Annotated in this window: 13 protein-coding genes; 9 read left to right on the top strand and 4 right to left on the bottom strand. The window is 30.2% G+C overall.

What is annotated here, in order from left to right:
* The first annotated feature begins 3 nt into the window (after positions 1 to 3).
* From pth to TOPB45_RS00435, 9 genes are all read left to right on the top strand, one after another.
* Positions 4 to 573 carry an aminoacyl-tRNA hydrolase gene (gene pth, locus TOPB45_RS00395; protein ID WP_013908893.1) on the top strand — a complete coding sequence of 190 codons (570 nt, stop codon included), beginning with the start codon at positions 4 to 6 and terminating at the stop codon, positions 571 to 573.
* Positions 570 to 1061 carry a phosphate-starvation-inducible PsiE family protein gene (locus TOPB45_RS00400; protein ID WP_013908894.1) on the top strand — a complete coding sequence of 164 codons (492 nt, stop codon included), beginning with the start codon at positions 570 to 572 and terminating at the stop codon, positions 1059 to 1061. The genes pth and TOPB45_RS00400 overlap by 4 nt, the downstream gene beginning before the upstream one ends.
* Complete coding sequence (guaA, locus tag TOPB45_RS00405) at positions 1045 to 2592, top strand: glutamine-hydrolyzing GMP synthase (RefSeq protein WP_013908895.1); 1548 nt, start codon at positions 1045 to 1047, stop codon at positions 2590 to 2592. Before TOPB45_RS00400 ends, guaA begins: the two co-directional genes overlap by 17 nt.
* Positions 2583 to 3140, top strand: a complete 558-nt coding sequence (locus TOPB45_RS00410) for a diacylglycerol/polyprenol kinase family protein (RefSeq protein ID WP_013908896.1) — start codon at positions 2583 to 2585, stop codon at positions 3138 to 3140. The genes guaA and TOPB45_RS00410 overlap by 10 nt, the downstream gene beginning before the upstream one ends.
* A 9-nt stretch (positions 3141 to 3149) precedes the next feature.
* Complete coding sequence (locus tag TOPB45_RS00415) at positions 3150 to 4709, top strand: MBL fold metallo-hydrolase (protein ID WP_013908897.1); 1560 nt, start codon at positions 3150 to 3152, stop codon at positions 4707 to 4709.
* Positions 4710 to 4779: 70 nt separating this feature from the next.
* A complete protein-coding gene (locus TOPB45_RS08440) occupies positions 4780 to 5313 on the top strand; it encodes a YceD family protein (RefSeq protein ID WP_013908898.1) in 534 nt (177 codons plus the stop codon).
* 16 nt (positions 5314 to 5329) lie between these two features.
* Positions 5330 to 5521: a 50S ribosomal protein L32 gene (gene rpmF / locus TOPB45_RS00425; RefSeq protein WP_013908899.1), complete on the top strand. Its 192-nt coding sequence runs from the start codon at positions 5330 to 5332 to the stop codon at positions 5519 to 5521.
* Between the two features lie 8 nt (positions 5522 to 5529).
* The gene (gene plsX / locus TOPB45_RS00430; protein ID WP_013908900.1) at positions 5530 to 6528 is read left to right on the top strand and encodes a phosphate acyltransferase PlsX; all 999 of its coding nucleotides are present in this window, start codon (positions 5530 to 5532) and stop codon (positions 6526 to 6528) included.
* Complete coding sequence (locus tag TOPB45_RS00435; RefSeq protein ID WP_013908901.1) at positions 6525 to 7523, top strand: beta-ketoacyl-ACP synthase III; 999 nt, start codon at positions 6525 to 6527, stop codon at positions 7521 to 7523. Before plsX ends, TOPB45_RS00435 begins: the two co-directional genes overlap by 4 nt.
* 5 nt (positions 7524 to 7528) lie before the next feature.
* On the opposite strand, the gene TOPB45_RS08445 is transcribed toward TOPB45_RS00435, so the two are convergent.
* The 4 genes from TOPB45_RS08445 to TOPB45_RS00455 are packed head-to-tail and all read right to left on the bottom strand — an operon-like array spanning position 7529 to position 12861.
* Complete coding sequence (locus TOPB45_RS08445; RefSeq protein ID WP_013908902.1) at positions 7529 to 9139, bottom strand: flagellar hook protein FlgE; 1611 nt, start codon at positions 9137 to 9139, stop codon at positions 7529 to 7531.
* A 36-nt stretch (positions 9140 to 9175) separates the two neighbouring features.
* Positions 9176 to 10579, bottom strand: coding sequence for a flagellar hook protein FlgE (locus TOPB45_RS00445; RefSeq protein ID WP_013908903.1), 1404 nt, complete (start codon positions 10577 to 10579; stop codon positions 9176 to 9178).
* Positions 10580 to 10581: 2 nt separating this feature from the next.
* Positions 10582 to 11238 (bottom strand): flagellar hook assembly protein FlgD, encoded by a 657-nt coding sequence (locus tag TOPB45_RS00450; RefSeq protein WP_013908904.1) that lies wholly within the window; start codon positions 11236 to 11238, stop codon positions 10582 to 10584.
* A 12-nt stretch (positions 11239 to 11250) separates the two neighbouring features.
* A complete protein-coding gene (locus tag TOPB45_RS00455; protein ID WP_013908905.1) occupies positions 11251 to 12861 on the bottom strand; it encodes a flagellar hook-length control protein FliK in 1611 nt (536 codons plus the stop codon).
* Between the last annotated feature and the right edge of the window lie 58 nt (positions 12862 to 12919).

Raw genomic sequence — 12919 nt, forward strand, 5'->3', positions numbered from 1 at the left:
TAAATGTGGCTTTTTTGTGGTCTTGGAAATCCAGGTGAAAAATATAAAGATACTAGACATAATTTTGGCTTTTTAGTTATAGATAATTTTGCTAAAAAACATAGTTTAGATTTTAAATTTTATAAAGATTTAGAAAGTGAAGCTGCCTTTTATGAAGATAAAGCAATTTTAATAAAACCTCTAACTTATATGAATCTTTCAGGAAGAGCTGTTAAAAAATGGATAACAAAAGAAAATATACCATTTACTAATTTACTTGTAATTTATGATGATTTAGATTTACCACTCGGAAAGATTAAAATTTTACCGAAAGGTGGAGCAGGAGGACACAAAGGAATGCTTTCTATAATTGAATCTTTAGGAACTACAGAATTTCCAAGAATGAGATTAGGGATAGGAAAACCTTCAAATGGTTCAGTAATAGATTATGTGCTTTCCCCTTTTTCAAACGAGGAAAAACCAAAAGTAATAAAGGTTTTAGAAATTTCTTCTTCTGCTTTAGAAGATATTCTTAATTTAGGACTTTTTAAAACCATGACAAAATACAATTCTTTAAACGAACTTTTAGAATGAAAATTAATAAAAATCTTAAACTTTTGCAAATTTCTGGTAAAACCTTTCTTTTAAAAGCTGAAGAAATAGGCTATTATTTAATTTCTGTAGGTTTATTGATAGGATTTGCATTACTTGTCTTCGACGGCTTTAAAATCCTTTTAAATATTTTTTCCTATGAAAACCTTAGCCAAGCTGCTATTCTTTTTTTGGATAAAATTCTAATTGCCTTAATTTTTATAGAAATCTTTTATACCGTTCAAGTTGCTTTATTAGAAGAAAGTGCAATAAAATGTGTAGAGCCCTTTCTTTTGGTAGCAATAACTGCTTTAATAAGAAGACTTCTTATTTTAAGCTTTGAAATATCTCATGTCAAAGATATTCCTATTGAAAAACTAAAATATTTTCTTATAGAATTATTAGAAATATGTTTTTTAGTATTAGCTTTACTCTTAGGATTAATTCTTTTAAGAAAAACAAGAAAAGAAAAAAATGCATCCCCAAAATAAGGTTTTAGTTCTTGATTTTGGATCTCAAACTACCCAGCTTATTGCTCGCAGAATAAGAGAACTTGGAGTTTATAGTGAAATTAAACCCTGTTTTATTAGCTTAGAGGAAATTAAAAGCTTTTCCCCCTCTGGTATAGTTTTTTCTGGTGGACCAAGTAGTGTATATGATAAAAATGCACCTCTTATTGATAAAGAAATTTTTAGTCTTGGAATACCAATTTTAGGAATATGTTATGGTGCTCAATTAATTACCTATATTTTAGGAGGGGTTGTTGAAAAAAGTGATAAAAGAGAATTTGGACCAGCTTATATAGAAATCTTAAAAACAAATAAGCTTTTTAAGGGGCTTAAAAAAAACAAAAAATATAAAGTATGGATGAGTCATAGTGATAGAATTGAAAAATTGCCAGAAGGTTTTTATGCTTTAGCAAAAACTGAAAATTCTCCCTTTGCAGCAATAGCTCATGAAACCAAAGCTTTATATGGAGTTCAGTTTCACCCAGAGGTAATACATACTGAAATAGGTAAAAAAATTTTACATAATTTCCTTTTTGAAATATGCAAATGTAAAGCTGATTGGAATATGCCCTCTTTTATTGAAGAAACCATAAAATATATTCGTAACCTTGTTAAAGATGAGGAAAAAGTTATATGTGCCCTTTCAGGAGGTATTGATTCTACTGTTACAGCTATACTTGTACATAAAGCTATAGATGATAGACTTATCCCAATTTTTGTAAATAATGGACTTTTAAGAAAAAATGAACCCGAAGAAGTTTTAGATTTAATGAGAAGTCTTGGACTAAAGGTTCATTATGTGGATGCAAGTTCTATATTTTTATCTCGTTTAAAAGGGATTAAAGACCCAGAAAAAAAGAGAAAAATTATTGGTGAAACCTTTATTGAAATTTTTGAAAGGGAAGCCCAAAAATTTGAAAATGTTAGATATCTTGCTCAGGGAACTCTTTATCCTGATGTAATAGAAAGTACATCTTTTAGAGGACCCTCTGCAACAATTAAAACCCATCATAATGTAGGTGCTCTTCCAGAAAAAATGAATTTAAAACTAATAGAACCTTTAAGAGAGCTTTTTAAAGATGAAGTAAGAAAAATTGCTGAGCTTTTAGGATTACCCAAACATATAGTTTGGAGACAGCCCTTCCCTGGTCCAGGATTAGCTGTAAGGATAATTGGAGAAATTGATGAAGAAAAACTTAATATTTTAAGAGAAGCAGATGCAATAGTAACAGAAGAAATGCTTAAATCAGGATGGTATTATAAGGTGTGGCAAAGTTTTGCTGTTCTTCTCCCTATAAAAACTGTTGGTGTTATGGGAGATTTAAGAACATATGAATATGTAATAGCTATAAGATGTGTGGAAAGTCAAGATGCTATGACTGCAGATTGGGTTAAACTTCCCTATGAAATTTTAGAAAAGCTCTCAAATAGAATAATAAATGAGGTAAAAGGTGTAAATAGAGTTGTATATGATATTTCTCCAAAACCACCAGCTACTATTGAATGGGAATAAATCTTTATAGAAAACTTTTTCATATTCTTGTAGGATTAATCATATATGGTTTAAGCTATAAAATCTCCTATTTTTCTTTGGGTTTAATTTTAATACTTTTATGGACAGGATTATCTCTTTTTGAATTTTTACGTTTGTTTTTTTATAAATATCTTCCTCTAAAATTTTTGTGGTTGCCTCTTCTTAAAGAGGAAGAATATAAAAAAATAAGTGATGCTTGGTATTTTTTAGCTGGAATTTTTTTCAGCTGGTTCATTTTAGATTTAAAATATTTTCAAATTATTCTTTTAATTTTAACCTTAGCAGATCCTTGTGCCTCTATAATTGGATATTATTTTGGTAGAATTAAATTGAAAAGCAGTAAAACCTTAGAAGGTAGCTTAGCTTTTTTTATAACCTCCTTTTTAATCCTTTTTTTTAATATAAAAACCCTTTTTTCTTCCCTTTATTTATGCTCTATAATCTTGTCTTTAGTTGAGGCTTTTACTAAAAGAGATAATTTTTGGATACCACTAATTGGCAGTTTATACCTTAAAATATTAGGATAAAATAATATTATGTTCCAACTCTGGCAATCCTTAGATAATTCTAATTTTTTATGTAAAGCAGTTCTTTATGTCCCAGATAAACCAGGATCTCTTGCTAAATTGGCAAATTCTTTTGGAAAATATGGAATAAATATAACCTACTTTTATTATAACCGCTCTGAACATCCTAATAAAGTAATAATAGAGGCAAAACATGAAGAACTCAGTCCTTTTAAACTCCTTTTTGAAGAGCTTAAAAAAGAAAATTTTTTAGAAGAGAAATATGAAGAAGACCTTCAAATAGTCAATCCAAACAATATTCTCAAAATATCTGTTTATTTGGAAAATAAACCAGGAACCTTAGCAAGATTTGCTGAATTGCTTAAAAAGTATGAAGCAAATGTAATTTACATGATCTATAATGAAGTTATTTCTGAAAACAGAGGTGAAATAGCCTTTTATGTTAAAAAACCTGAACAAATAAATGCCCTTGCTCAAGAAATGAATTTACTTGGATATTATTATAATTTTGAATATTCAGGAACAGATGAAGAAAAAACTAATAAAATAATAGGTCTCAATCTTTTGGAAAGGTTTTTCTTAAGTCTTAAAAAATTAATAGGAGAAGAAGAGACTGAAAAAGTAAAAGAAATTATAATGACTTCTAAGATGCTATCAGAAACATTAATAAATTTCAATAGAGAATCCGGAAAAAATTTAGAAATAGGTCAGATTTTCAATAAAATTTTAACCTTTGCTATCTCCTCAATTTCAAAAAGAGGAAAAAATTTTAATTATAAAAGATTACCTACTCTTCCTATAGGAAAAATTCTTGTTTACTCTTTTCGACCTCCTACAGGAGGAAATATCTATATTTTAAAAGGAGAAACTGAAACAATAATGATAGATGGTTCTTATGGAATTTATTATGAAGATGTAAAAAAAATGCTTGCGGAAAATCAAATTGATCCCTCTAAAATTAAAAAAATCTATTTAACCCATGCTGATGCTGATCATGCAGGTGTAAGCGGTTATTTTGAAGAAGAATATAGAACAGAGGTGTATCTTCATCCTGCATCAAAGGGTATTATAGAAAATGAAAATAGAGCCTACGGAACCGATACCCCTCTTTTTCAATTAAATCATTATTTTACTATTCTGGTAAATTATTTTACCAAATCCAAATTTCCTAAGGATGGGAAATTTTTTGATATAAAACCAAAAGAATTTTGTGGAGCTTTTCCTGTTATAGATTATTTTAGATTAGATGGAATAGAATTTAAAATATTAGAGAGTTTGGGAGGACATATTCCTGGACAAGTCTTTTTCTTATCTGAAGAATTGGGTTTATTTTTTACTGGAGACTATCTCCTTTATGTTCCCAGTTTGAGTGAAGAAGAAAAAAGCTTTCTAAATATTCCCAAATTATTGATGACAAGTACCAATGTAAATTCTAAAGTATTTAGAGAAGAAATGGAGTTATTAAAAAATCTTGCCCAAAAAATAGACTCCTATTTATTAGAGAAGGGAAAAGGTCTATTAATTCTGCCTGGACATGGTGATTACTATCCTATTCGTTTGATTTTTTAATATCTTTATCATTTGACAAAATCTTTTTTGGAGTTATCTTTTAACAAACTTATAAAGGGGAAATAATATCATGAATGATCTTAAAAATTGGGGGATCCTTTTAGAGGAGATTCCTCCAGAGGGGATTAAATTTGATTTTGAAAATATTTCAGACCTTGGAGATGAACTTATTATAAAAGAACCCTTTTCTGGATATTTCAGATTGAAAAAATTGGGAATCGAGGTAAAATTGGAAGGCTTTTTAAAAGGTGTAGTTCTTCTTGAATGTGATAGATGTTTAACTTTTTATGAATTTCCTATTGAACATGCTTTTAAAATAAACATTTTACCACTTGCTTCTCTTAATATAGAGGAAGAAAAGGAACTTTCTGATGAAGAAATGGAGGTTAGTTTTTATGAAAATTCTTGGATCTCCTTTTATGATTTATTAAAGGAGGAGATATTTTTGAGTTTACCATATAAAAAACTTTGCAAACCTGATTGCAAAGGTCTTTGCCCAGTTTGTGGAACAAATTTAAATGAAAATATATGTAAATGCAATGTTTATAAAAAAGAAAGCCCTTTTGCTATTTTAAAAGAACTTTTTTCTGAAAAAAAACTATAAAAGGAGGTTATTTCCTATGGCAGTTCCAAAAAGAAAAACTTCAAGATCAAGAAGAGGAAAAAGAAGAGCTCATAAACATTTAATAGCTTTTCCTCTTTCTTTATGTCCAAAATGTAAATCTCCAAAAATGCCTCATAGAGTTTGCCCTAACTGTGGATATTACAAAGGAAAAGCCTTTATAGAAAAGGAAAGCCCAGATCTTTCCTAAAGTCAAAAATGTATCGGATTGTATTAGATGTAATGGGGGGTGATTTTGCCCCCTTCTCTACTCTAAAAGGAGCTGAGTTAGCTCTTCAAAAATTTCCAGAACTTCATCTTTGTCTGGTAGGTAAAGAAACTGTTCTAAAAAGTTTTAAAAATGAGGAAAGGGTTTCTTTATATTACACTGAAGAAGTTGTAGGAATGGATGAAAGTCCAAAAGATGCTTTAAAAAAGAAAAATGCTTCTATTTTTAAAGGACTTGAATTATTAAAAAATAGAGAGGCACAAGCTTTTGTTTCTGCCGGAAATTCTGGAGCAATAGTTGCAGGTGCTATATTTATTCTTGGAAGAATAGAGGGTGTTAGACGCCCTGCTATTGCTACCTTAATCCCCTCTCTAAAAGAACCTTTTGTTTTAATTGATTCAGGAGCAAATGTAGATTCAAAACCTTTTGATTTATTTCAATTTGGACTTATGGGAAGTATATTCCTTGAAAAAGTTTGGAAAAGAAAAAAACCTAAAATCGCCCTACTTTCTATAGGAGAGGAAATGGGAAAAGGAAACATCTTGGTAAAAAAAGCTCACCAGCTCTTTATTAGTTCAAATTTAAACTATGTAGGAAATATTGAAAGTAGAGATATCTTCCGGGGAGATGTTGATGTAGTTGTGTGTGATGGATTTATTGGGAATATATGCCTTAAACTTTCTGAAGGTTTAGCAGAAGTTATCTTAGAAATGTTAAAAAGTGAAGTAAAAAATTCTTTTATCTATATTTTAGGAATGAAACTTGCTGAAGGAGCTATTAAAAATTTCAAGAAAAAAGCTGATTGGAGAGAACATGGCGGAGCTCCTCTTTTGGGAGTAAAAGGAAATGTTATAATAGCTCATGGAAGATCAGATGCAATTGCTATTAAAAATGCTATAAAAGTTGCTATCGATTTTATAAAATTTAATCCAATTGAACATTTAGAAAAAGCTATCATAGAGACTCTTAAAATAGAGGAAGAATCATGATTTCAAATACCTTAAAATCTGCTATTCTTGGCATAGGAATAGGGGTTCCCTCAAAAATTCTTACTAATTTTGATCTTGAAAAAATGGTAGATACCTCAGATGAATGGATTACAGAACGGACAGGAATAAAAGAGAGAAGAATTTTAGAAGACGGAGAAAATATAAGCAAATATGCTATAAAGGCAAGCTTAGAAGCGTTGGAAAGAGCAAAAGTTTCTCCAGAAGAGATTAATCTTATTATATGTGCAACCCTAACTCCAGATTATTTAATCCCTTCTTTATCTGTATTGGTGCAAGAGGGAATAAGGGCTCACAATGCAGGTGCTTTTGATCTTTCTGCTACTTGTTCGGGTTTTATTTATGGTTTAGCAGTGGCTGATCAGTTTATAAAAAATAACCCTGATTGGAAAATTCTTGTTATTGGAGCTGAAGCTTTGTCCCGTAAAACAAACTGGGAGGATAGAACTACTTGTATACTTTTTGGAGATGGTGCAGGAGCTGTAGTAATTGGCAAAAGTCCTGAACCTGAAAAAAGAGGAATTATTGATTTCATTCTTGGAACAGATGGCTCTCAATGGCATTTACTTACTTTAAAAGGAGGGGGCTCTTGTTTCCCGCCTTTTGATAAGAGACTTCCTAAAGAAGAATATTATATCAAAATGCAAGGAAGAGAGGTCTTTAAAATAGCAGTAAAAATGATGGAGAAGGTTTCTCTTGAACTATTAGAAAGAACCGGTTTAACTACAGAAGATATTAAACTTCTTGTTCCTCATCAAGCTAATTTGAGAATTATAGAATACCTAAGAGAAAAATTAAATCTTCCTAAAGAAAAAGTTTATATAAATATTCATAAATACGGAAATACCTCAGCTGCAAGTATCCCAATAGCTTTATATGAAGCTGAATTAGAAGGGAAAATTCAGAAGGGTGATCTTGTTTTACTTGTAGCCTTTGGAGGAGGGTTTACCTTTGGTGGAGCCCTCCTCCGCTGGTGATTTTATTATCTCTTAAGATTAATCAATTCTTCAAGCATACTATCTGAAACAGTAATAATTCTTGCATCTGCTTGAAACCCTCTCTGAAAGATTATCATCTTAACAAACTGTTCTCCAAGGTCTACATTAGATTGCTCTATAGAATTGGGAGCAATTGTTCCCAGTCCATTAGTTCCTGGTTTTCCTGTGACAGGAGGTCCTGAATGGGTGGTCTCTTTAAAAAGATTACCTCCTACTTTCTGAAGTCTTTCTGGGGCATTAAAATTAGCAAGAGCAACCATCCAAAGAGGAATTACTCTACCATTTGAATAATAACCAGTTATCCTTCCTTCATTATCAGCAGCAATACTTTCTAAAGTCCCTGGTCCATATCCATTTTGGTCATAAAATAAAGTAGCAAAAGGAGCGGAGTATTGGGTTGTTCTAACTGTTTCAGAACGCCATGAAGTTCCATCATGATAATATCCAAAATTAAGCTCTATAGGTTGTAAATTACGAGTAGCTGATGGATCTTCATTACCATTATTATCTGCAATTTTAATTCCTAAAAAATCTGCTATAAGTATAGGATAACTATTTGCTCCAAGTGCTCCTATAGTTGTGGTAAAATAATTGCTCTCTGCAAATGCATCATTAGGAGGTGGATTTTGTGGAATCCCGTTATTATTAACTATTCTAACTAATTGATATTGGTTATTATTGGCATCCCATCCATATCTATAAACATTAAGAAAGTTTTTAACATTTCCCTGAGTGTCAAATTCAAGCATCCCATACATTAATACACCTTTCTTTGTGTTATCAGAAAATCCTTGTCTTAAATCTTCATTAGGATTACAAGTAACTAAAAATTCATAAACAGGCTTGGTTGTAGTTCCATCTGTTAAATTTACAGCTCTATAATAAATAGTTATTTCATGAGGTGTTCCTAAGGAATCATAAATATACAATGAAGTTCTATAATTATAATCGGTTGTTGCAAGAGGTGTAGCCAATGTAGCATCCCATTTCCCCCAAAGAGTAACTTTGTTATTGTCTGTAATAGAATTATCCCCAAAAATAGCATTATTAGTATTATCAATAGTTGTATTTCTTTCAACTTCTGCATTAAGATTGGTAATTACATCAACTAAGCTTGTTTTAACAGGGGGTGAACTTCTATCAATGCGAATATCAGTTATAGCACCAGTTATATCTCCTGTTGCCTCATCGATTTTCCACCCTTGAACTCTTAGTCCTGCTGCATTAACTAAATATCCTTCTTTATCAATCATAAATTGACCATCTCTGGTATAAAAAACTCTTCCTGTTGCTCTGGGATCATTTACTATGAAAAAGCCATTTCCTGCAATAGCAAGGTCTGTTGGATTAGCTGTTGACTCAAAGGAGCCTTGAGTAAAAATTGGATATAATGCCTGAAGGGTTGCTCCTCTACCAAGCTGACCAGAACCAGAAGCAGTATTTATGCTCTGTGCCATTATATCACTAAATGAAACTCTTGAAGCTTTAAAGGCTGTAGTATTAAGATTAGCTACATTATCTCCTACAACACTCATACCATGCCCTAAGGACCTAAGTCCACTTGTTCCTGTAAATAAGGCATCAGTTAAACCCATATTTTTTCACCTCCTTTTTATTATAATATCGGTTATTTATACTTTATTAAAAAAGTATTCTAAAAGTTGGTCTGCAGTAACAATCGTCCTTACATTGCTCTGAAAAGCCCTTTGTAAAACAATTAAGTTTATCATTTCTGTAGCTAAATCTACATTTGATCCCTCCAAAGCACCCGAAATAAGTCTACCTCTCTCATAAAGACCTGGAGCAAATATAAAAGGTGTTGCTCCATCTCTAGCTAAAAATAAATTTGAACCTATTTTAATAAGAGAGTCTTCATATCCTGTAAAATCAGCTAAAAATATTTTAGCTACCTCTATATTTTGTCCGTTTGTATACCAAGCCTTTATTAAGCCTTCTTCAGTGATAACTTCTATTTTATCAAATATTCCCTGAGAATATCCATTTTGATTATAATAAAGTTGGACAAAAGGGTTAGCTAAAAGTTTGCTGGCATAAGAAGCCCTTGTAATACTCCCATCTTTTTCTACCTTAAATCCTAAGTCTAAAGTTATGGTTTGAGTATTTCCTTGAATATTTAAATTAAATTGTGGTCTTCCTAAGGTGGTTAAGTCCAAGGGGGGATCTATATTAGGATCAAAAGAAGAGGGATTAGTAATTTCCCAAAATCTTGCATCTGTAATATCTCCATTTCCTCCAAAACTTAAGATTCCATAAAGAAAAACACCTTGATAAGGACCTTCTCCTCTTCCATCAAGAGTAGGATCTTCAAGGGCAACTAAAATTTCATATTCATTAGAATTAGAAGTTCTGTCTGCATAAAGTTGAAGAATCCTTCTTTCTCCTAAATTATCGTAAATAGGTAAACTCCATACAAAGTCATATCTTCCCTCTTTTAGAGCTACTTCTTGAGTAGCATCATAATTTTTCCATAAAGGATCATCTATTCCCTCTACAGGTTTTCTACTATCAAAAATTACTTGAAGATTTATTTCATCTGTTCCCTTAGGAGGCATAACCTTAGGAATAAGGTAGGGTTTTAAAGATGCTAAATCAGCAGTTTGAGCTGTGGGATCAGCTCCTAAAAGGTAAAGCCCTAAACTATTCTGAAGAGCAAAGTGATTTTCATCTACTTGGTTTACAAAAAATTGTCCATCTCTGGTGTAAAAGATATCTCCTTTTTTGTCTGAAACTATAAAAAATCCCTTCCCAGAAATAGCTAAATCTGTAGGAATATCTGTGGTATTAATTCCTCCTTGAGTATATAAAGTTCTAATGTCTTTGACCTTACTTCCTAATCCCTTTTCTTTCATAAATACTTCATTAGTTGCTAATATTGATTCATTCGCAAATTCATATCTACTTCCTTTAAATCCTGTTGTATTAAGATTAGCAATATTATCAGCTGTTACTCTCATACCAGTAGTAGTAGTACAAACACCACTATAACAGGTATAAATTGTTCCAAATATTCCCATCTTTACTCTCCTATTAATTCTTTTATATCTTTTAGATCTAAGGTGTAATTTCCATTGATTACTATTTGGGTATTATCTCCAAGTTTAGCTCCTGTCACTTTTGCTATCATAGTTGGAGTAATAGTTTTATTGGTATTTTCAGGAATGATTATAGAGAATAGGTAATTACCATCAGGAACTTTATTTCCTTTTAGATCTGTAGCATCCCATTGAATTTTATAATTTCCTGCCTTAAGTCCATTTAATTGTATTTTATCTACCACATTTCCTTTGTCATCCTTTATTACAATTTCTAAATAATTAACAGGCTCATCTAAATTAAACTCTCCTCCAAGAAATTTTCCATTTTCTACCCTTCCTACATTTGTTTCTACTTTTACTTTTTTACCCACAAGATTTGATATATAAGCCAAATCTAAGGACTTAGCCATATTAACTAAGGCATCAAGAGTCTTATTAATTTTAAAAAGTTGATCTACTTGATTAAAAAGGGCAAGCTGAATTGCCATTTCATTATTTTCTATAGGATTCATAGGGTCTTGATACTGAAGTTGAGTAATAAAAAGCTGAATAAAATCCTGCATATCTAAACTTTTCTTTGGAACTCTTTGGGTATTTGGATTATTAGCCGTAGCGATACTCTTTACTTGAGATACCATCAGTTCCCTCCTTTAAACAATATAATAATATTTACCATTCCTATTATAAAACTTAAGTAAATCCCAATTTTTAAGTGCCTTTTTATCAATCTCTTTTACATCTTCAACTTCTGCTTTTTGAGAGTAATTTCTTTTTTCTTTACTAAAGTCTTTCACTAAGTTTTTGTCGTTAAAATTAGATCCTAAGAAAAGTTGAATTTCTTTCAAATTAAAACCTGAATCCTCTAATCCAGCTTTAATAAGGTGCAAATTGTGTTTTAATTCTTGCAATAATTCAGGTTTTTCAACTCGGGCTATTATTTCTATATTTTTATCTTTGACCTTTATTTCTAACTCAAGAGAACCCATCTCAGGTGGTTCAAGTTTTATAAAAGCTTTTTTCTCACCTTCAGGTTGTATTTCTAAACTCATTTCTTTAATCATCTCTAAAAAGCCTTCTGGAAATTTCTGAAAATCTATAATTTTGGTATGCTCTACTTTAACTAAATTTTCCATCCTAAAATCACTTTTTATTAAATTTACATCAAAAATTTTCTGAAAATTATTTTCTTCCATTTTGAATTTCCTTTCTAAGAAATTATAAAGTTTGAATTCTTCTTTCAATATCTCTCCTTTTTTTACTTCTAAATCATTATGACTTGAAGTAAAGTCATTAAAGTCTTTCCTTATATTTAAACTTTTTCCATTGAAATCTACTTCTGATCCACTTTGATCTACATTTTGGTTCATATATCCTTTACTTAAAGAAGCACTAAGCCAATTATGGTTAAGCTTTTGAGGATTATTTTCTATATTTTTAATTTGTAAATTTAGATTTTCTTCAATTTTAGGTTGATTATTATCCTGAAAAGTATTTGTATAAAATGAAAAAGTTTCCCTATCTGGTTGGTTATTTTCTTTGTTTTGAATATAAAAGATTTTGTTACCTTTAATTTTGCTTAAATTTCCTATCTGCCTCAAAAATTCGTAAACTTTTAACTCATCCAACTTTTCTTTGACTAAATTTTCTTCCTTATTAAGATCTTTATTTTTAGAAATATTTAAAATTTGAAAAACTTCTTCTTTATTGATTATATTTTCTACGTCAAAATCAAAAGAGTCAAAAGCGGAGGAAGAACTAACATGTTCAGCACGGGTTAAGTTTTCTGTATTAAAATAAGAAAAAATTTTCTCAAAAATTTGATTAAATTGAGAAAAATCAATTTCTTTATGACTTATTAAAAAAGAAATTAGTTTTTTAATAAAAAGGAATTTATCTTTGTTAAATTGAAAATTATTACTTTCATCTATCTTGTCAGGCTCTAAACTAACTAATTTTTTTTCGTTCAAAGAATTAAAATTATTATAATAAAATAGATAAAACAAATATAAGTTCAATAAATCTAATTCTTTATTTCCATAAGATTTTTCTACTAAATTTGGACATTGATTAAGATCTTCATTAAGATTCCCATTAAGTATTTGGGAAATAGAAAGATTTTCTGAAAAACTTTGATTTTCTGAAAATTGGTTGTTTATTAAATTTAAAAGAATAGACAAAAATAGATCAGATATTTTATTATAAGATTGTGCATTTAAATTCTGTACATTTAAACTTAAAAGATTATTTGAAACCTTAATCATTTTTTATCTCCTCTATAAATAGCTAAAAATAAAATAGCAAAAAATATGCCCAAAAAGG

Origin of the sequence: Thermodesulfobacterium geofontis OPF15 (assembly GCF_000215975.1) — a bacterium.
Classification (GTDB): Bacteria; Desulfobacterota; Thermodesulfobacteria; order Thermodesulfobacteriales; family Thermodesulfobacteriaceae; genus Thermodesulfobacterium; species Thermodesulfobacterium geofontis.

Bases quoted from the DNA above. Each gene is read 5' to 3' on its own strand.
- pth (WP_013908893.1), top strand. From the start codon at position 4: ATGTGGCTTTTTTGTGGTCTTGGAAATCCAGGTGAAAAATATAAAGAT.
- TOPB45_RS00400 (WP_013908894.1), top strand. From the start codon at position 570: ATGAAAATTAATAAAAATCTTAAACTTTTGCAAATTTCTGGTAAAACC.
- guaA (WP_013908895.1), top strand. From the start codon at position 1,045: ATGCATCCCCAAAATAAGGTTTTAGTTCTTGATTTTGGATCTCAAACT.
- TOPB45_RS00410 (WP_013908896.1), top strand. From the start codon at position 2,583: ATGGGAATAAATCTTTATAGAAAACTTTTTCATATTCTTGTAGGATTA.
- TOPB45_RS00415 (WP_013908897.1), top strand. From the start codon at position 3,150: ATGTTCCAACTCTGGCAATCCTTAGATAATTCTAATTTTTTATGTAAA.
- TOPB45_RS08440 (WP_013908898.1), top strand. From the start codon at position 4,780: ATGAATGATCTTAAAAATTGGGGGATCCTTTTAGAGGAGATTCCTCCA.
- rpmF (WP_013908899.1), top strand. From the start codon at position 5,330: ATGGCAGTTCCAAAAAGAAAAACTTCAAGATCAAGAAGAGGAAAAAGA.
- plsX (WP_013908900.1), top strand. From the start codon at position 5,530: ATGTATCGGATTGTATTAGATGTAATGGGGGGTGATTTTGCCCCCTTC.
- TOPB45_RS00435 (WP_013908901.1), top strand. From the start codon at position 6,525: ATGATTTCAAATACCTTAAAATCTGCTATTCTTGGCATAGGAATAGGG.
- TOPB45_RS08445 (WP_013908902.1), bottom strand. From the start codon at position 9,139: ATGGGTTTAACTGATGCCTTATTTACAGGAACAAGTGGACTTAGGTCC.
- TOPB45_RS00445 (WP_013908903.1), bottom strand. From the start codon at position 10,579: ATGGGAATATTTGGAACAATTTATACCTGTTATAGTGGTGTTTGTACT.
- TOPB45_RS00450 (WP_013908904.1), bottom strand. From the start codon at position 11,238: ATGGTATCTCAAGTAAAGAGTATCGCTACGGCTAATAATCCAAATACC.
- TOPB45_RS00455 (WP_013908905.1), bottom strand. From the start codon at position 12,861: ATGATTAAGGTTTCAAATAATCTTTTAAGTTTAAATGTACAGAATTTA.